Source organism: Phycicoccus avicenniae, from assembly GCF_050496545.1.
GTDB lineage: Bacteria > Actinomycetota > Actinomycetes > Actinomycetales > Dermatophilaceae > Phycicoccus > Phycicoccus avicenniae_A.
Window position 1 is genome coordinate 42792 of record NZ_JBNVZV010000011.1, and the last position, 17635, is coordinate 60426.

Genomic DNA, 17635 nt, shown 5'->3' on the forward strand with positions numbered 1-17635 from the left:
AGGACCACCGAGATGACCACCATCACCCACACCAGCCCCCGGACGACCCACACCGACCTGCAGTCCTGGGTCGACGAGGTCGCCGCCCTCACCGAGCCCGACGAGGTGGTGTGGTGCGACGGCACGACCGACGAGTGGGACCGCCTCACCACCCAGCTCGTCGAGAGCGGCACCTTCGTGCGCCTCGACCCGGCGAAGAAGCCGAACTCCTTCCTCTGCCGCTCCGACCCCGACGACGTCGCGCGCGTCGAGGACCGCACCTTCATCGCCTCCGAGCGCGAGGAGGACGCCGGCCCGACGAACAACTGGGTCGACCCCGACGAGCTCCGCGCCACGATGACCGACCTCTACCGCGGCTCGATGCGGGGCCGGACGATGTACGTCATCCCCTTCGTCATGGGGCATCTCGACGCCACGGTGCCGATGTTCGGCGTCGAGATCACCGACTCCGCGTACGTCGTGACGAACATGCGCATCATGGCGCGCATCGGCACGCCGGTGCTCGAGCGGATGGAGGCCCTCCAAGCCCCGTTCGTCAAGGGCCTGCACTCCGTCGGCGCCCCGCTCGTCGACGGCCGGCACGACGTGCCGTGGCCGTGCAGCGACACCAAGTACATCGCCCACTTCCCGGAGGCCCGCGAGATCTGGTCCTACGGAAGCGGGTACGGCGGCAACGCCCTCCTCGGCAAGAAGTGCTACGCGCTGCGCATCGCCTCGGCGATGGCCCGCGACGAGGATTGGATGGCCGAGCACATGCTCATCCTCAAGCTCACCTCGCCGCAGGGCACGACGCACTACGTGGCCGGCGCCTTCCCCAGCCAGTGCGGCAAGACCAACCTCGCGATGATCGAGCCGACCCTCGAGGGCTGGAGCGCCGAGATGGTCGGCGACGACATCGCCTGGCTGCGGTTCGGACCCGATGGCCGGCTCTACGCCGTCAACCCCGAGTTCGGGCTCTTCGGCGTCGCCCCCGGCACCGGGATGCACACCAACCCCCAGGCCGTGCGGACCATCGAGCAGGGCGGCTCCATCTTCACGAACGTCGCCCTCACCGACGACGGTGACGTCTGGTGGGAGGGGCTGACCGATGTCCCGCCGGCCCACCTCGTGGACTGGAAGGGCAACGACTGGACGCCGGACTCCGGTGTGCCGAGCAGCCACCCGAACAGCCGCTTCACGACCCCGGCGAAGCAGACCCCGATGATCGCCGCCGAGTACGACAACCCGGACGGCGTCCCCATCGACGCGATCCTGTTCGGCGGCCGCCGCAAGACGACCGTGCCCCTCGTCTACGAGTCGCGTGACTGGGCGCACGGCGTGTTCGTCGGCGCGACGCTCTCGTCCGAGACCACGGCCGCAGCCACCGGAGCGGTCGGCGTGGTCCGCCGTGACCCCATGGCGATGCTGCCCTTCATCGGCTACCACGCCGGCGACTACATGCAGCACTGGCTGGACATCGGTGCGCAGGCGGATCCCGAAAAGCTGCCGAAGGTGTTCCAGGTCAACTGGTTCCGCCGCGACGACCAGGACGGCTCGTTCCTCTGGCCGGGCTACGGCGAGAACGCGCGCGTCCTCAAGTGGGTCGTCGAGCGGCTCGACGGGACCGCCGAGGCCGTCGAGACCCCGGTCGGCCTCGTACCGGCACCGGGAGCCATCGACACCACGGGTCTGGAGATGACCGAGGAGCAGCTGGCCAAGGCGCTGCGCGTCGACCCCGAGGACTGGCGGGCCGAGCTGCCGCTCATCGAGGAGTGGTTCGCCCGCATCGGCGACAAGCTGCCGGCCGCACTGGCCGCCGAGCTCGCCACCCTCGAGGAGCACGTCGGGCAGGCCTGAGCCGCAGCGCGACCCGACGACCGGGCCCCGGCGGGAGTCACCCGCCGGGGCCCGGTCGTGCTCGGACACGGATCAGGTGGTCGGGGTGTCGGTGCCGTTCGCGTCACCGGGGTTCGTGCTGCCGTCCTGGCCGGCGCCTCCGTCCGGTCCGCCGAACCCGTGGTCACCGTCGCCGTCCCGGTCGCGCGGCCCGTGGTCGCCGTCGCCGTCACGGTCCGGGACGCCCTGTCCCCCACCGGGGAGCCCGCCCTGCCCACCACCGGGCTGCTGCCCGGGGCCGCCCGGGAACTGGCCCTGGCCGCCGCGCCCGAAGTCCCCGCGCCCACCACCGTCGGACTGGGCGATGGCGGCCGTGGCGCCGACGGCGCCCAGCACCCCGATGGCGAGCGCGGCCACGAGCGCCGCCACGGTGCGCGGCCCGGACCACTGCGACGGTGAGGACCAGCCCGACCACGGTCGGCGCCAGGAGAACTCGTCCTGCGCCCTGTACGCGGCGACGGGGGTGGCAGCGGACGCGGCCGGCACGCCGGCACCGGCGACCGGCGCTGCCGATGCGGCCGGCGCCGCCTCGGTGCTCACCCACGCCGGGGACTGCGTGGGCTCCGCCGGAGCCGCGGGCACCTCGTGGGTCTTGTCGGCGACCGGCAGGGCCGCCGTCTCGTCGGGGGTGGTGGGCTGCTGCCCGTCGTCGCGGCGCTCGCTCATCGGTCCTTCACTCTCGGGTCGGGGGGACACTCCCCCGCACCGTGACGACCCATCCTGTGCCGGACCTGTGGCGGACCCAGCACCGGGCTGGCAGCCTGAGACGGTGGCACACAGGAACCGCACAGGCGGCGCATCGGAACGGCCCAGTCCCGGCCGACACACTCTGTCCATGCCGACCCGCCAGCAGACCCCCGCCGTGGCCCCCGCCCTCGCCCGCCTCGACGGCAGCCCCGTCCGGGTCCTCGTCGTCGACGACGAGCCCAACCTCACCGAGCTGCTCTCGATGGCCCTGCGCTACGAGGGCTGGGAGGTGCGGACCGCCGCCAGCGGGATGCAGGCCGTGCGGGCCGCCAAGGAGTTCGGCCCCGACGCCGTCGTCCTCGACATGATGCTCCCCGACTTCGACGGCCTCGAGGTCCTGCGCCGGATGCGCGGCGACGACCCCCACGTGCCGGTCCTGTTCCTCACCGCCAAGGACGCCGTCGAGGACCGCGTCGCCGGTCTCACGGCGGGCGGCGACGACTACGTCACCAAGCCGTTCAGCCTCGAGGAGGTCGTCGCCCGCCTGCGGGCCCTGATGCGCCGCACCGCCGTGGCGGCCGACGACGCCGACTCGCTCCTCGTCGTCGGTGACCTGACGATGGACGAGGACAGCCACGAGGTGACGCGCGGCGGCACCGAGATCCAGCTGACCGCCACGGAGTTCGAGCTGCTGCGCTACCTCATGCGCAACCCGAAGCGCGTGCTGTCCAAGGCCCAGATCCTCGACCGGGTGTGGAACTACGACTTCGGAGGCCAGGCCAACGTCGTCGAGCTCTACATCTCCTACCTGCGCAAGAAGATCGACGTGGGGCGAACCCCGATGATCCACACGATGCGCGGCGTCGGCTACGTCCTCAAGCCCGCCGAGTGACCCGAGCGACCCGATGACCCCTCGCCCCCACCTCCCCGTGGCGGCCCACCGGCCCTCCCGCTGGACGCTGCGCACCCAGCTCCTCGCCGCCGTGCTGGCGCTGTTCACCGTCGTCATGCTCGCGACGAGCGCGCTGACCGTGCTCGAGACCCGGCGCTACCTTGATGGCCAGCTGACCCAGGACCTGCAGTCCGCGCTCGGGCGGGCCGGCGACCGCGGCGGTGTCTTCGACCAGGACGGCGACGGTGACGGCCGCGTCCCGCGGGGCGACCGGCCCCCCGGCGCACCGGGGTACGACGACGTCCTCGTGCTCGGGGTCACCTCGACCGGCGCGGTCGCCACCGACCCGCGCGGCGACACCCTCAACTCCGTCGCGATGGCCGACGGCGAGGACGGCACGCTCTCCGCCGCGCAGATCGACACCCTGCTGGGCGGGCTCGAGGGCGGCGAGGCGGTGCGCATCGACCTCGGCGACGGTCTCGGCGAGTACCTCGTGACCTCGCGCACCCTCTCGGACGGCGGCCGGTTCGTCGTTGGTGTCTCCACGGAGCCGGTCGACCGGCTGCTCTCGAAGCTGCTCGCCCTCGTCCTCGGCGGGACGGTCGTCGGGCTCGTCCTCGTCGGGGCCGGCGGGGCGGTCGTGGTCCGGCGCAGCCTGGCCCCCCTCGACCGGGTCGCGGCCACGGCACGCAAGGTGTCCGGCCTGCGGCTGGACTCCGGCGACGTCAGCCTCGGCGTCCGTGTGCCCGAGGCGGATGCGGACGGGCGGACCGAGGTGGGACAGGTCGGGCTGGCGCTCAACACGATGCTCGACGACGTCGAGTCCGCGCTGCGGTCACGCCAGGAGAGCGAGATGCGGGTGCGGCAGTTCGTCGCCGACGCCTCGCACGAGCTGCGCACGCCGCTGGCCTCCATCCGCGGCTACGCCGAGCTGACCCGTCGCGAGAGCGAGCCGGTCCCCGGAACGGTGACCCACGCCATCGGACGGGTGGAGTCGGAGGCGCTGCGGATGCAGGAGCTCGTCGAGGACCTGCTGCTGCTCGCCCGCCTCGACTCCGGGCGGCCGCTCGAGCGCGAGCCGGTCGACCTCTCCCTCCTCGCGATGAACGCCGTCAGCGACGCGCACGCCGCCTCGCCGGACCACGCGTGGGAGCTCGACCTGCCCGAGGAGCCCGTCGAGGTGACCGGTGACGGCGCCCGTCTGCACCAGATCCTCGCCAACCTGCTGGCCAACGCCCGCACGCACACGCCATCCGGCACGAAGGTCGTCACGCGCTTGCGCCCCGAGGGACCGATGGTGCGGATCTCCGTGTCCGACAACGGCCCGGGCATCCCGGACGCGTTGCAGCCCAAGGTGTTCGAGCGGTTCACGCGCGGCGACGACTCCCGCAGCCGCGAGAAGGGCTCGACCGGCCTCGGGCTCTCGATCGTCGCGGCGGTCGGGCAGGCGCACGGCGGCCGGGTCGAGGTCGAGTCGGCCCCCGGCGCCACGACCTTCTCGGTCCTCCTCCCCGCCACCTGACCCGACTTCTTGCGCATCCGCCACCTCGGGAGCGCTCCTAGGCGCCCCGCGAGGTGGCGGATGCGCAATCAGTGGGGTCGAGAGGGTCCGGGGGTCAGAGGTCGAGGCGGAAGGCCAGGAGGTCGACGTCGGGGCGGGGGCTCCAGTCGAGCTCCGGGGTGCGGACGAACCCCATCCGCCCGTACAGCCGGTGGGCGGCGTGCATCCACGAACCGCTCGAGAGGACCACGGCGGCGCAGCCGTCCTCACGCGCCCGGCGCACGCACTCGTCGCTGAGGACCCGCCCGACCCCGGCACCGCGGGCCGCGGGGTCGACGGCGAGCATCCGTACCTCGGCCTCGCCGGGACCGCCCACCTCGGCGAACGGCGTGCCGGGCCGGACGTAGGTGACCGTGCCGAGCAGCCGGCCGTCGGCCTCGACCGCGACGAGGAGCACGGCCTCGCGAGCGCGCGCATCGGCATCGAGCAGCGTTGCGGCGTAGGGATGCTCACGCGTCATCCCGTTGTCGGCGGAGTAGGCGGCGAGGGTCAGCTCACCGACGGCGACGAGCTCGTCGGGGCGGGCGGGACGGACGACGACAGGCACACGACGATCCTCGCACCGGGTCAGGCCGCCGCGACAGCATCGCCACAGGATGACCACAGCCGCCCCGGCGACCGTGGGAGGCATGGACACCGCCACCCTGCGCACCGCCCGCCCGACCGGCCCGACGCCGGCCCTCCCCTCCCCCTCCGCGAGCAACGCGCACCGGTCCGGACGCCTCGGCCGGGCGCTGCGCGGACCGGAGTCCGACCCGGCCTGGGCCCGCCCGGCCCTCGTCGCCCTCCTCGTCCTGACCGGTGCCGCCTACCTCTGGAACCTCACCGCGAGCGGCTGGGCGAACAGCTTCTACTCGGCGGCGGTGCAGGCGGGCAGCGTGTCGTGGAAGGCCTTCTTCTTCGGCAGCCTCGACGGCGGCAACGCCATCACCGTCGACAAGCCCCCCGCATCCCTCTGGGTCATGGCCCTGTCCGTGCGCCTCCTCGGGCTCTCCTCCTTCGCGATGCTCCTCCCCCAGGTGCTCATGGGCGTCGGCACCGTGGCCGTCGTCCACGCGTCGGTGCGCCGCTGGTTCGGGCACGGCGCGGCGCTGCTCGCGGGTGCGACGCTCGCCCTGACCCCGGTGGCCGTCCTGATGTTCCGCTTCAACAACCCCGATGCGCTGCTGACCCTCCTCATGGCCCTGGCCGTCTGGGCCACGCTGCGCGCGGTCGAGGCCGGCTCGTACCGCTGGATCGCCCTCGCCGGCGTGCTCACCGGCTTCGGCTTCCTCACGAAGTCCCTCCAGGTGCTGCTCGTCGTGCCGGCCGTGGCGCTCGTGTGGATGCTCTGCGCCGACACGACACTGCGGCGACGGGTGGTCGGCGGGCTGGTGTCCGCGGCGGCGTTCCTCGTGTCTGCGGGGTGGTGGGTCGCCGTCGTCGAGCTCGTTCCCGCCTCGGCGCGGCCGTACATCGGTGGGAGCCAGACGAACTCGTTCCTCGAGCTGACCTTCGGCTACAACGGCCTCGGCCGGCTCGACGGCTCCGAGGTCGGCAAGGTGGGCGGCGGGGGCGGTGGCGGTGCCGGCGGCTTCGCGAACGGCGTCGGCCTGACCCGGATGTTCGACTCCTCGGTGGGCGGTCAGATCTCGTGGCTCATCCCGGCGGCCCTGGTGTTCCTCGTCGGCGGCCTCGCACTGCGGGGGCGGGCCCCGCGGACCGACCGCCGGCGCGCCGCGTACCTCGCGATGGGGCTGTGGCTCGTGTCGACGGCGCTGGTCTTCTCCCTGATGCAGGGCATCTTCCACGAGTACTACACCGTGGCGCTGGCCCCGCCCATCGCCGCGCTGGTCGGGATGGGCGCCGGCGAGGCGTGGCAGCGCCGGCACGAGGCCCTGGGGGCCCTGACCCTCTCGGCCGGCACGGCGGCGGCCTCGGTGTGGGCGTTCGTCCTCCTCTCCCGGACGACGGCCTACGGCGACTGGGTGCGCTTCGGGGTGCTCGCCCTCGGCCTGACCGCGACGCTGCTGTTCCTCGTCGTGGGCCGGCTGCACCGCCGGGCTCTGGTTGCGGTCGCCGGGATGGCGGTCGTCACCGGACTCGCGGGGCCGGCCGCCTACGCCGCCACGACCCTGTCCACGGGACACAGCGGGTCGATCGTCACGGCCGGCCCGTCCACGGGTGGCCGGGGCGGCGGACCGGGCGGGATGCCCGGTGGCGGCGGCGCTCCCGGAGGCACGCCTCCGGGTGGGACGACCGCGACCAACCCCAACGGCGGGACGACGCCCTTCGGCGGCGGGAACGCCCAGGGTGGGGCCACGCAGGGCGGCACGACGACCGGTCGTGGCGGCGCCGCGGGCGGCGGGATGGGTGGCCTCCTCGACGGCACCACCCCCTCGGCCGAGGCCGTCGCGGCGCTCACGGCCGACGCCGACTCCTTCACCTGGGTCGCGGCCGCGGTCGGGTCGCAGAACGCGGCTGCGCTGCAGCTGGCCACCGAGCGGCCGGTCATGGCCATCGGAGGGTTCAACGGGTCCGACCCCTCGCCGACGCTGGCCGAGTTCCAGCAGGACGTGGCCGACGGGCGCATCCACTACCTCGCGGCCGGCGGCGGGTTCCGGGGGCAGCAGGGCGGGTCCGACGTGGCCGACCAGATCAACACCTGGGCCTCGGAGAACTTCACGGCGGTGACCCTCGGCGGGCAGACGTTCTACGACCTGACGCAGCCGACGGGCGCGGGGCAGTGAGCAGCCTCGCCGACCCCTCGCCGTCCGTCGTGGCGCCCGCGGGCCGGCCCCGGACCGCGCTGGCCCGTGAGCTCGTGGTCTTCGGGGTGGTCGGGGCGGCGAGCACCCTGGTGCACCTCGGCGGGTTCGTGGTCCTGCGGCACGCCCTCGGCGCCCCGCAGGTCGCCAACGCCGTGGCCCTGCTCGTCGCGGCGGTCTGGAACACCTGGGCGAACCGGCGCTGGACGTTCGGCATCCGCGGGCGCGAGGGAGTGGCCCGGCACCAGCTGCAGGGGCTGCTGGTGTTCGTCCTCACGCTGGGGATGACGTCCGGCGGGCTGGCCCTCCTGGCCGTCCTCGTACCGGGCGCCCCGACGTGGGTCCAGACGGCCGTGGTCGCCGTGACGACGGTGGCCGCGACGGCCGTCAAGTACGTCGCGATGCGCTGGTGGGTCTTCGCCCCCGAGGTGGTTCAGTCGACGAACGTGTCGTCCGGCGTGAACCAGTCGGCGCGGTAGCCGCCGTCCTCGTCGGTGAACCGCACGACGACGTAGGTCTCCTGCGCGGTGCAGACGACGGTCGTACCGTCCCGCACGTCACGCACGTCCGGGCAGGTGATGTCGCCGGCCTCGAACCCTGCCTCGCCCACCGTCGCTGCGATGTTGGCGCCGGAGACGAAGCCACCCCGCATCCGGGGGTCGGTGCCGGACAGGCTGCCCTGACCGCCCGGGCCCGTCATCGACCCCGGTCCCTCGAGGTCGAAGGGCTCGGCGGCGACACCGGCGAAGAGGAGCATCGGGGCCACGAACATCCCGAACGGGACGACGAGGGCGAGCACCGAGAGGACCAGCGCGACGATCGCGATGGTGCGCGTGGAGTCGCCGCGCGGCGCGGCCGGCGGTGGTGCGGACGGGTACCGCTGGGCTGCATCGACGCTCATGTCTCCCCCTCGGGTCCGGGCGCCGGCCCCGGCGCCCAGGGGGAGTGTGGCACCGGCAGGCGGCGCCCGGCGGCGGTTCGGCGGATCCCGCCGGGTGGTCGCTTTGCCCCGGCGGCGCGCCGCCCGTTACCCTGTGCAGGCGTTGGAGGCGTCGCCTAGTCCGGTCTATGGCGCCGCACTGCTAATGCGGTTTGGGTCTCAAGCCCATCGAGGGTTCAAATCCCTCCGCCTCCGCGGAACATCAAGAGGCCCCCACGAGCGCGCTCGTGGGGGCCTCTTGATGTTCCCGCCGGAGGCGGAGCGCCATCGGGTCCCTCCGCCGAAGCTCCGGTCGAACGACGAGGACATGCCGCGCGACCTCGAGTGCACGCGGCATGTCCTCGTCGTTCGACGGGTGGGGCCGGGGGCGCCGGGCAGGACGGAGCCCCCGAGGGGCCCAGTCGACCTCGGGGGCTCCGTGCTGCGTCCCGTCGGGCCCGGGCAGGGGATGGGGCCGACGGTGGCCGGGGCTCAGTGCTCCTCGGCCAGGCTCCACATGGTCCAGAGCTCGGTGCGCATCCGGCGCGGCTGCTGCAGCGTGTGCACCACCGCCCCGGCGATGTCGGCGGGCTCCATGAACGGCCCGCTCGACGGGTCGCCGTCCCCGAACCGTCCGTCGGCGGCGGCGAAGGCCGTGTTCACCCCGGCCGGCGCGATGACGGTGGTCCGGATGCCCTCCGCCCGCAGCTCGCGGTCCATGGCGTAGCCGAGGTTCACCTGGGCGCCCTTGGTGGCGGCGTAGACCGCCTCCTTGCCGCCGCCGATGAGCAGGCCGGCGACCGAGCCGATGACCACGATGTCGCCCCCGTCGCCCTGCTGCCGGAACTGCCGGACGGCGGCCCGGGCCAGCCAGATCGTGCCCTTGAGCGTGACGTCGACCATCAGCTCGACCTGCTCGGAGGAGTAGTCGAGCAGCCCGCCGTAGAACCCGACGGCGGCGTTGGCCACGACCGAGTCGACCCGCCCGAAGGCCTCGACCCCGGCGGCGACCAGCGCATCCGAGGTCGCCTCCTGGCGCACGTCCCCGAGGACGGTGACGACCCGGTCGGGCCCCCACTGCTCGGACAGCCCGCCGAGGGCGTCGGCGCGCAGGTCGCCGGCGACGACCCGCGCCCCGGCCTCGAGGGCCAGCGCGACGGTCGCCCCGCCGATGCCACCCCCCGCGCCGGTGACGACGACGACGGTGTCGGTGAGGTCGCGGGACGGGGCGGGCATCAGCGCGCCCCGTCCGCGACGAGGACCGCGCCGGTCACTTGATGGCTCCCATCGAGAGGCCGCGGACGAGCTGCTTCTGGGCGACCCAGCCGGCGATGATCACCGGCAGCGCGGCGATGGTGGCCGCCGCCGAGAGCACCGCGAGGAACTGCCCGCGGCCGTCGACGAACGAGCCGAGGAACGGCGGGGTGGTGCGGGCGGCCGAGGAGGTGAGCAGCGTGGCGAGGAAGTACTCGTTCCAGCTGAAGATGAACGTGATGAGCGCGGCCGACGCCACTCCCGGGAGCACCAGCGGCAGCGCGACCCGGAAGATCTCGCGGCCCAGCCCGGCGCCGTCGACGCGGGCGGCCTCGATGATCTCGAACGGCACCTCGAGGAAGAAGGAGCGCATCATCCACACCGCCACCGGCAGGTTCACCGCGCCGTAGACCACGGCCAGCATGTAGATGTTGTCCAGCAGCCCGAGGGACTTCAGGATCATGAACAGCGGCAGCACGACCGCCGCCAGCGGCATGAAGCGCGTCGAGATGAAGAACGACAGCGCGTTCTCGACGTTCTTGACCCGCCGGATCGAGAGGGCGTACGCCGCGGGGATGGCGAGCACGACCGCGATGATCGTGGCGGTCACCGATGCGGTGATCGAGTTGAGCAGGTAGCCCTTCATGCCGCGGTCCATCGCCAGCTGGTAGCCCTCGGTGGAGGGCGTGAAGAACACCTTGGGGTTGACCGAGGACGCGACCGACTCCGGCTTGAACCCGTTGATGATCATCCAGAACACGGGGAAGAAGAACGCGAGGACGAGCAGCCACGTCACGAGGGTGACGAGCGAGCCGCGCACGGAGCGGTTCATCGGGAGCCTCCTGCCATGAAGACCTTGAAGAGGGTGCGCAACGCCACGGTCGCCACGATGATCGTGAGGATGACCGTGACCACGCCGTAGGCCGCGGCCTGCCCGACGTCCAGGCCGATGAAGGCCCGCTCGTAGAGCAGGTAGGCCAGCGTCTTGGTGCCGCCGGTGCCCTTGGTGAGGATCGCGATCGGGTCGAAGACCTGCAGGATGATGACCGACCCCAGCAGCACGCCGATCTCGACGTACATCCGCAGGTGCGGCAGCGTGATCCAGGTGAAGGTGCGCCAGGTCCCGGCACCGTCGACCTGCGCCGCCTCCAGGATGCCCTTGTCCTGGCCCTGCAGGCCGGCCAGCAGGATGAGCATCATGAACGGGGTGAACTGCCACGTCAGGACGATGACCACCGAGAGCATCGGGTGCTCGGTGGACCACGACACGATGGGCAGCCCCAGCGTCCGCGAGAGCCAGTTCAGGATGCCGATGTTCGTGTCGAACATCGAGTACTTCCAGATGAGGGAGGCCGCGGCCGGCATCACCAGGAACGGGGTGATCATCAGCGTGCGGGCGATGGCCCGGCCCTTGAAGTCGCGGTCGAGCAGCAGCGCGAAGACCATGCCGATGACGACGGACAGGAAGACCGAGAAGGCCGTGATGAGGACGGTCGCCACGATCGAGGGCCAGAGGTCCCCCGAGGTGAGCGCGGACTTGTAGTTGTCGAAACCGGTGAAGCCACGGTCGTTCGGGTAGAGCAGGTTCCACTTCAGCGACGAGAAGACGATCGTCACCACGAACGGCACCTGCGTCAGCAGGATGAGGAAGATAACGGCCGGGAGCAACAGCCCGCGCGCGGACCGGAGCTCCTTCTTGTTCACCCGCCTCGGTTCGGTGGCGACCTCGGCCTGGACGGCGTCGAGCTCTTTGACGGACATGCGGGCACTCCCTTGTGCGAGCGGGTGGACGACGGTGTGGCAGCGGGTGCCGGGATCGGTCGCTCGGACCGGTCCCGGCACCCGCGGCTCACGGTGTGCTCGGGATCAGCCCTTCTGCTTGTCCCCGGCGGCCTGCGCCAGGGCCTGGCACTTCGAGAGGGCGTCGTCGACCGAGGAGCGGCCGGCGATGTAGTCCGCGACGAGCTGGGCGCACTGGTTGCCGACGTCCTGGAACTCCGGGATCGACACGTACTGGATGCCCGTCCACTTCTGCGGGTTGACGCCCGGCTGCTTCGGGTTGACCGAGCTCATGACCTCGAGCGTGATCGGGGCGTAGGCGGCCGCGGCCTCCTTGTACTCCGGGATCTCGTAGGTCGAGGTCCGCGAGCCCGGGGGCACGTTGGACCAGCCGATCTTCTCGCCGACGAGCTTGATGTAGTCCTTGCTCGTCGCCCACTTGACGAACTTCAGCGCGGCGTCCTTGTTCTTCGTGGACGACGGGATGGCGAGGTTCCAGCTCCAGAGCCAGCCGGACTGCTCGGTCTTGTTCACCGGCATGTGGGCGTAGCCCATCTTGCCCTTGACCGGGGAGTCGTCGGCCTCGAGGAGGGACGCGGCGACGGAGGCGTCGGCCCACATCGCGGCCTTGCCCTCCTTGAGGGCGGTGAGGCACTCGTTGAAGCTGTAGGACACCGGGTCCTTCTCACCGGACTGGTCGAGCATCGTCTTGTAGAAGGTGACGGCCTCCTTCCACTCCGGGGTGTCGACCGTGGCGTTCCACTGGTCGTCGTACCAGTTGCCGCCGAAGGTCTGCACGACCGTGGTCAGCGGCGCGAAGAGGTCGCCCCAGCCGGGCTTGCCGCGCATGCAGATGCCGGCGGTGGAGGCGGTGTTGACCTTCTTGGCGGCGTCCGCGACCTGCTGCCAGGTCGGGGTCTCGCCGAGGGTGACGCCGGCCTTGGAGAGGAGGTCCTTGTTGTACATGAGGATCGAGGACTCGCCGTAGAACGGCACCGCGAAGAGCTTGTTGTCGAACGTGTTGACGTCACGCACCGGGGGGAGGATGTCGTCGACGTCGTAGGCCGCGTCGGACTGCAGCTCGGGGGTGAGGTCGACGAGCCAGCCGTTCTTGCCCCACTGGGGCGTCTCGTAGGCCCCGATGGTCACCACGTCGTACTGGCCGGCGCCGCTCGCGACGTCCGCGGTGACGGCGGCGCGCAGGTCGCCCTCCTCCATCACCTGGAAGTTCACGGTGGTGCCGGGGTTCGCCTTCTCGTACTCGGTCTTGAGCTTCTCCATGTCCTTCATCTGGCCGTTGTTCACGGTGGCCAGGTTGAGGGTGACGTTGCCTCCGCCTCCGCCGCCGGACCCGCTGTCGGTGGAGACGTTCCCCGACGAGCAGGCCGCGAGGGCGAGGGCCGAAGCCAGCGCACCGGCGCCGAAGGTCAGGGCGCGCTTCGAGCTGAGCATGCCTAACTCCTTTGGTAGGTGTGCCCCCTCCTGCCACGGGAGGAGACGGGGTCCCGGATGCCTCCGGGGTGTTCCGCTGCGCTCTGCCGCCTGGAACACCGGCAATGTAGGAAGCCGCGGCACACGGCGACAAGCACCATCACCCCCGCTGTTTCGATACTATTTTTCCAGTGCTCACCCGTGCACACCCCGACACGGGTGAGCGAGGCCGCAGGAAGACCCGGTGGTGAGTCCCGCGGAGACGACGATGTCAACGAGGAGTGGTGACGATTTCGTATCAGTCCACGGGCACCCCGCGAGCACACCTCGCCGGCTTCCCCTCCCTGGTCGTCGAGGGGGTCGAGGGCGACCGCACGCTCGTCCGCGGCCCCTACCCCTCCGCCCCGCGGCGCGAGATCATCCCGCCGCACCCGCAGCACGCGGTGCGCACGCTCACCCACGACTTCCCGAGCGAGATCTGCGGATGGGGCGCCCACCCCGAGTACGAGATCCACCTCATCACCAAGTCGCACGGCAGCTTCATCGCCGGCGACCACGTGGGCACCTTCTCGCCGGGCCACGTGAGCATCATGGGCCCGAACCTCCCGCACGACTGGGTCAGCGACCTGCCGCCCGGGCAGGTGGCCGCCGACCGCGACGCCGTCATCCAGTTCACCGACGAGTGGATCCGCGGCTGCATGGAGCTCATCCCCGAGCTGCAGGAGGTCGGCGACGTCCTCCAGCAGTCCACGCGGGGGCTGGTGTTCTCGGGGGCCACCGCCTGGCGCGCGGCCGACACCATCCTCGACGTCGTGCGCTCCGAGGGCGCCGAGCAGGTGGCCCACCTCTTCAAGCTGCTCGCCCTCTTCGCCCGCTCACCCGCCGAGGACCGCGAGGTGGTCGCCAGCGAGTGGCTCGGGCGCCCCACCGACGCCAGCTCGCTGGGGGCGGTCGAGGCCGGGCTGTCCTACATCTTCGAGAACCTCACCGGCGACATCCGGCTCGCCACGGCCGCCCGGATGGCCTACATGTCCGAGCCCACGTTCTCGAAGTACTTCAAGTCCGCCACCGGGATGACGTTCAGCAACATGGTCAAGAAGCTGCGGATCGCCCACGCGCGCAGGCTCCTCGACACCACGGACCACGCCATCGCCCAGGTCGCCACGATGAGCGGCTTCCACAACATGGCGAACTTCAACCGGCAGTTCCTCTCCGAGGTGGGCACCACCCCGACGACCTACCGCAAGCTCGAGTCCTCGCAGAAGCCGCCTCCGGAGGTCTTCAGCCTCGGCCGTCGCGCCCCCGTCGACGACTGATGTAGGTCAGGCCAGGGCCTCGTCGAGCGTCGCGGCCACGCCCTCGGCCGAGAGTGCCGCGCGGGCCCGCAGGAACGCCTCCCGGAAGGTCGGGTCGGCACCCAGGTCCCCGAACACCGCCTCGAGGCCGAGGAAGGCCGCGGGGTCGTCGTCAGCGGCTGCCGCACGCATCGCGTCGGCGTGCACGTCCGGGGGGATCTCGCTGTCCGGCAACCCTCCTCGCGCGATCAGCGCCCAGTACTCGGCCCAAGCGGCCACCATCAGGGCACCGAGCGCGATGGGTCGGCCGGCCGCCAGGTTGGCCCGCACCGCGGGCAGCGTGAAGGTGGCCATCCGGTTCGCGCCGTCGGTCGCCAGCCGGACGAGGGTGTCGCGGATGCCCGGGTTGGCGAAGCGCTCGAGCAGGGTCGCCATGTAGCCGGGGAGGTCGATGCCGGGCAGCTCGCCGAGGGTCGGGGCGGCCTCGTCGGCCATGTAGCGCTCGAGGTACGTGCGGATGCGGCCGTCGCGCATCGTCTCGTCGACGAGCACGTACCCGAGCGGCGCTCCGAGGTAGGCGAGCGCCTGGTGGCTGGCGTTGAGCAGCCGCAGCTTCATCAGCTCGTAGGGCTCGACGTCGTCGACGAACTGGACGCCGACCTCCTCCAGCCGCGGTCTGCCGAGCGGGAACTCGTCCTCGACGATCCACTGGGTGAACGGCTCGGCCGGGACCGGCCAGCGGTCCTCGATGCCGAACTCGCGCGCCAGGGTCTCGCGGTCCGCGTCGGTGGTGGCCGGCGTGATCCGGTCGACCATGCAGCTGGGGAAGGCGACCTCGGCCTCGATCCAGTCCGCGAGCGCCGGGTCGACCAGGCGGGCGAACCCGACGATGGTCTGCCGCGCGACCTCGCCGTTGCCCTGCAGGTTGTCGCAGGAGAGGACGGTGAAGGGCGGCAGGCCGGCATCGCGGCGCCCGCGCAGACCCTCGACGACGTAGGCGAACGCGGTGCGGGGGTCGTCGGGGTGCGCGACGTCGTGCACGACGCTCGGGTCGGTGGGGTCGAACGCGCCGGTCGCGGCGTTCTTCAGGTAGCCGCCCTCGGTGACGGTGAGGCTGACGACGCGCACTGCCGGGTCGAGGAGGCGCTCCTGCACGGTGGCGGCGTCCTCCGGGCCGTGGAGGTACTCCAGGACCGACCCGACGACCCGGGGCTCCAGCGTGCCGTCCGGGTGCCGCACGACGAGGGTGAACAGGCAGTCCTGGGCGCGCATGGCGTCGCGCATCGCGGCGTCCTGCGGCAGCACGCCGACCCCGCAGATGCCCCAGTCCAGCCCCTCGCCGGTCTCCATGAGCCGGTCGAGGTACATCGCCTGGTGCGAGCGGTGGAAGTTGCCGAAGCCGAAGTGGACGATGCCCACCGTCGCCGCCGAGCGGTCGTAGGTGGGCGACGGCACGCCCTGGTCGGCTGCCGTCGTGGTGAGTGCGGTCACGGGCGGAGGTCCTTTCGCGCGGCCGGGGCCGCGTCACGCGCGGCCTCGCGGGTCCGACGGCATGAAACCAAGTTCCGGGGTCTTTGGGGAGACCCCGGCCGCGGACGGGAACGAAAGCATCGGGACCCGACGCTTTTGCATCGACCGGGCCGTCTCCCGGGGGTCCGACCGGCGTCCGGAGGGGTCAGGAGCAGATGTCCTGGTCGGCGGTGCGGGCCTCGATCGAGCCCGACGGCGCCGGCGCGGTGACCGACGGGGTGGGGATCGGGTCGTTGCCCAGGCGGTTCGGGATCTCCACGACGTTCGGCGCCCCCGACCCGACGACCACCTGGACGGAGTCCCCGAGCGCAGAGTCCTCGGTGACCCGTGCCCCGGGGAAGGCCGCGGCGACGGTGCGGGCGGCCTCGGCGCCGCCCGTGCCGTGGACGACCTCGACCCCGTTCGGCCGGTCCTCGGTGGAGGAGGTGGTCACCCGGGCGAAGCCCTGGACGCGCAGCGCATCGGCGACCTGGCGGGCCAGGCCACTGGTCCCCGTGCCGTTGACGACGACGACCGAGATCTTCGCGGGGCTGACGGTGGGAGGCGTGGGGGTGGCCGAGGGGGTGGCGCTGGGCTTCGGCTTCCCGGTGACCGGCTGGTCGGCACGGATCGCCTGCCACAGGGTGTCGGCGCCGGCGGTCCACTGCACCCGGTTCGCGTCCTCCGGGTAGGTCTCGACCGGCACGGTGACGAAGGCGACGTTCTTGACGCCGACGTTCTTCACCGAGTCCGCGATGTCCTTCATCGTGCCGAGGCCGAGGTCCTCGTCGGTGGTCAGTGACTTGGTCGCGGCGTCGAGGAAGCCGTAGAGCTTGTCCGGCCGCAGGAGGAGGGAGGTGCGGGTGGCCTCCTGGACGATGGAGGAGAGGAAGGCCTGCTGCCGCTTGATCCGGCCGAGGTCCGAGCCGTCGCCCTCGGTGTAGCGGACCCGGACGTACCCGAGGGCCTGCTTGCCGTTCAGCACGTGGCGCCCGGCGGCCAGCTTGAGGTGGGCCTTCGGGTCGTCGATGGCGACCGGGCTGCAGACCGGCACGCCGCCGAGCGCGTCGACCATCCCCCGGAAGCCGCCGAAGTCGACGACCGCGAAGTGGTTGATGAAGATGTCGGTGTTGCCCTCGATCGTGTTGATGAGGCAGGCCGGCCCGCCGAGGCTGAACGCCGCGTTGAACTGCTGCACCGGCCACTCGCTCTTGGGCACCTTGGCGTCGCAGTTCGGCGGCATCGGCACCATCGAGTCGCGCGGGATCGACACCATCGTCACGTGCTGGCGGTCGGCCGAGAGGTGGGCGATCAGCGTGGTGTCCGAGCGGGCGCCCGAGACCTGGGCGGCATCGGGCGAGTCCTGGCCGACGCGCGTGTCGGACCCGATGAGGAGGATGTTCAGCGGCCCCTCGGCGACCGTCGGCCGGTCGCTGGCCAGGGATCCGCTGATGTCGAGCCGGCTGATGTTGCCGTCCAGCCGCCACCACACCATGCCCGCGACGAGCCCGAGCACGACGACGAACACGGTGCCCACCACCGCGACCCGGCGCCGCCGCGAGCTGCGCGAGGCATCGGCACGGGCCTGGGTCCGGGTGCGCCGGGCGTTCTCCGACACGGCGGATCTCCTTCTGGTGGGGCCCCGCGGCGTGGTTCGGTGGCGAGAGGGCACGCGAGGACGACCGT

Annotated in this window: 15 protein-coding genes and 1 tRNA gene; 7 read left to right on the forward strand and 9 right to left on the reverse strand. The window is 72.1% G+C overall.

Annotation, left to right across the window (positions count from 1 at the left end; translation table 11 throughout):
• Positions 1 to 12: 12 nt before the first annotated feature.
• Positions 13 to 1836, forward strand: a complete 1824-nt coding sequence (locus ACQZ2A_RS11025; RefSeq protein WP_430210745.1) for a phosphoenolpyruvate carboxykinase (GTP) — start codon at positions 13 to 15, stop codon at positions 1834 to 1836.
• A 72-nt stretch (positions 1837 to 1908) separates the two neighbouring features.
• Here the strand turns inward: ACQZ2A_RS11025 and ACQZ2A_RS11030 are convergent, their stop codons facing one another.
• Positions 1909 to 2541 carry a hypothetical protein gene (locus ACQZ2A_RS11030; protein ID WP_430210748.1) on the reverse strand — a complete coding sequence of 211 codons (633 nt, stop codon included), beginning with the start codon at positions 2539 to 2541 and terminating at the stop codon, positions 1909 to 1911.
• A gap of 169 nt (positions 2542 to 2710) precedes the next feature.
• Between ACQZ2A_RS11030 and ACQZ2A_RS11035 the strand changes: the two genes are divergently transcribed.
• Positions 2711 to 3454, forward strand: coding sequence for a response regulator transcription factor (locus ACQZ2A_RS11035; protein ID WP_430210750.1), 744 nt, complete (start codon positions 2711 to 2713; stop codon positions 3452 to 3454).
• A 13-nt stretch (positions 3455 to 3467) separates the two neighbouring features.
• The gene (locus ACQZ2A_RS11040) at positions 3468 to 4976 is read left to right on the forward strand and encodes an ATP-binding protein (protein ID WP_430210753.1); all 1509 of its coding nucleotides are present in this window, start codon (positions 3468 to 3470) and stop codon (positions 4974 to 4976) included.
• Between the two features lie 94 nt (positions 4977 to 5070).
• Here the strand turns inward: ACQZ2A_RS11040 and ACQZ2A_RS11045 are convergent, their stop codons facing one another.
• A complete protein-coding gene (locus ACQZ2A_RS11045) occupies positions 5071 to 5562 on the reverse strand; it encodes a GNAT family N-acetyltransferase (RefSeq protein WP_430210755.1) in 492 nt (163 codons plus the stop codon).
• A gap of 82 nt (positions 5563 to 5644) precedes the next feature.
• Between ACQZ2A_RS11045 and ACQZ2A_RS11050 the strand changes: the two genes are divergently transcribed.
• Together ACQZ2A_RS11050 and ACQZ2A_RS11055 are read left to right on the forward strand one after the other, a co-directional pair.
• Entirely contained in the window at positions 5645 to 7744 is a 2100-nt protein-coding gene (locus ACQZ2A_RS11050; protein ID WP_430210757.1) for an ArnT family glycosyltransferase, read from the forward strand.
• Positions 7741 to 8241: a GtrA family protein gene (locus tag ACQZ2A_RS11055; RefSeq protein WP_430210760.1), complete on the forward strand. Its 501-nt coding sequence runs from the start codon at positions 7741 to 7743 to the stop codon at positions 8239 to 8241. The genes ACQZ2A_RS11050 and ACQZ2A_RS11055 overlap by 4 nt, the downstream gene beginning before the upstream one ends.
• On the opposite strand, the gene ACQZ2A_RS11060 is transcribed toward ACQZ2A_RS11055, so the two are convergent.
• Positions 8196 to 8663, reverse strand: coding sequence for a hypothetical protein (locus tag ACQZ2A_RS11060; protein ID WP_430210763.1), 468 nt, complete (start codon positions 8661 to 8663; stop codon positions 8196 to 8198). The genes ACQZ2A_RS11055 and ACQZ2A_RS11060 overlap by 46 nt on opposite strands.
• A gap of 144 nt (positions 8664 to 8807) precedes the next feature.
• Between ACQZ2A_RS11060 and ACQZ2A_RS11065 the strand changes: the two genes are divergently transcribed.
• Positions 8808 to 8897: transfer RNA gene (locus ACQZ2A_RS11065), tRNA-Ser, on the forward strand.
• A gap of 276 nt (positions 8898 to 9173) precedes the next feature.
• Here ACQZ2A_RS11065 and ACQZ2A_RS11070 read toward each other — a convergent pair.
• The 4 genes from ACQZ2A_RS11070 to ACQZ2A_RS11085 form a co-directional block, all read right to left on the reverse strand.
• Entirely contained in the window at positions 9174 to 9917 is a 744-nt protein-coding gene (locus ACQZ2A_RS11070; RefSeq protein WP_430210766.1) for an SDR family oxidoreductase, read from the reverse strand.
• A gap of 34 nt (positions 9918 to 9951) precedes the next feature.
• Complete coding sequence (locus ACQZ2A_RS11075; protein WP_430210769.1) at positions 9952 to 10767, reverse strand: carbohydrate ABC transporter permease; 816 nt, start codon at positions 10765 to 10767, stop codon at positions 9952 to 9954.
• On the reverse strand, positions 10764 to 11696 hold the full coding sequence (locus ACQZ2A_RS11080; protein WP_430210772.1) for a carbohydrate ABC transporter permease: 933 nt from the start codon (positions 11694 to 11696) through the stop codon (positions 10764 to 10766). The genes ACQZ2A_RS11075 and ACQZ2A_RS11080 overlap by 4 nt, the downstream gene beginning before the upstream one ends.
• A 105-nt stretch (positions 11697 to 11801) precedes the next feature.
• Complete coding sequence (locus ACQZ2A_RS11085; protein ID WP_430210775.1) at positions 11802 to 13166, reverse strand: ABC transporter substrate-binding protein; 1365 nt, start codon at positions 13164 to 13166, stop codon at positions 11802 to 11804.
• Positions 13167 to 13429: 263 nt separating this feature from the next.
• On the opposite strand from ACQZ2A_RS11085, the gene ACQZ2A_RS11090 reads away from it, so the two are divergent.
• Positions 13430 to 14461, forward strand: a complete 1032-nt coding sequence (locus tag ACQZ2A_RS11090; protein ID WP_430210778.1) for a helix-turn-helix domain-containing protein — start codon at positions 13430 to 13432, stop codon at positions 14459 to 14461.
• 6 nt (positions 14462 to 14467) lie between these two features.
• On the opposite strand, the gene ACQZ2A_RS11095 is transcribed toward ACQZ2A_RS11090, so the two are convergent.
• Positions 14468 to 15931 carry a mannitol dehydrogenase family protein gene (locus tag ACQZ2A_RS11095; RefSeq protein ID WP_430210779.1) on the reverse strand — a complete coding sequence of 488 codons (1464 nt, stop codon included), beginning with the start codon at positions 15929 to 15931 and terminating at the stop codon, positions 14468 to 14470.
• A 184-nt stretch (positions 15932 to 16115) separates the two neighbouring features.
• Positions 16116 to 17567: an LCP family protein gene (locus ACQZ2A_RS11100; protein ID WP_430210782.1), complete on the reverse strand. Its 1452-nt coding sequence runs from the start codon at positions 17565 to 17567 to the stop codon at positions 16116 to 16118.
• Positions 17568 to 17635 lie beyond the last annotated feature (68 nt).

Bases quoted from the DNA above. Each gene is read 5' to 3' on its own strand.
- ACQZ2A_RS11025 (WP_430210745.1), top strand. From the start codon at position 13: ATGACCACCATCACCCACACCAGCCCCCGGACGACCCACACCGACCTG.
- ACQZ2A_RS11030 (WP_430210748.1), bottom strand. From the start codon at position 2,541: ATGAGCGAGCGCCGCGACGACGGGCAGCAGCCCACCACCCCCGACGAG.
- ACQZ2A_RS11035 (WP_430210750.1), top strand. From the start codon at position 2,711: ATGCCGACCCGCCAGCAGACCCCCGCCGTGGCCCCCGCCCTCGCCCGC.
- ACQZ2A_RS11040 (WP_430210753.1), top strand. From the start codon at position 3,468: ATGACCCCTCGCCCCCACCTCCCCGTGGCGGCCCACCGGCCCTCCCGC.
- ACQZ2A_RS11050 (WP_430210757.1), top strand. From the start codon at position 5,645: ATGGACACCGCCACCCTGCGCACCGCCCGCCCGACCGGCCCGACGCCG.
- ACQZ2A_RS11060 (WP_430210763.1), bottom strand. From the start codon at position 8,663: ATGAGCGTCGATGCAGCCCAGCGGTACCCGTCCGCACCACCGCCGGCC.
- ACQZ2A_RS11070 (WP_430210766.1), bottom strand. From the start codon at position 9,917: ATGCCCGCCCCGTCCCGCGACCTCACCGACACCGTCGTCGTCGTCACC.
- ACQZ2A_RS11075 (WP_430210769.1), bottom strand. From the start codon at position 10,767: ATGAACCGCTCCGTGCGCGGCTCGCTCGTCACCCTCGTGACGTGGCTG.
- ACQZ2A_RS11080 (WP_430210772.1), bottom strand. From the start codon at position 11,696: ATGTCCGTCAAAGAGCTCGACGCCGTCCAGGCCGAGGTCGCCACCGAA.
- ACQZ2A_RS11085 (WP_430210775.1), bottom strand. From the start codon at position 13,166: ATGCTCAGCTCGAAGCGCGCCCTGACCTTCGGCGCCGGTGCGCTGGCT.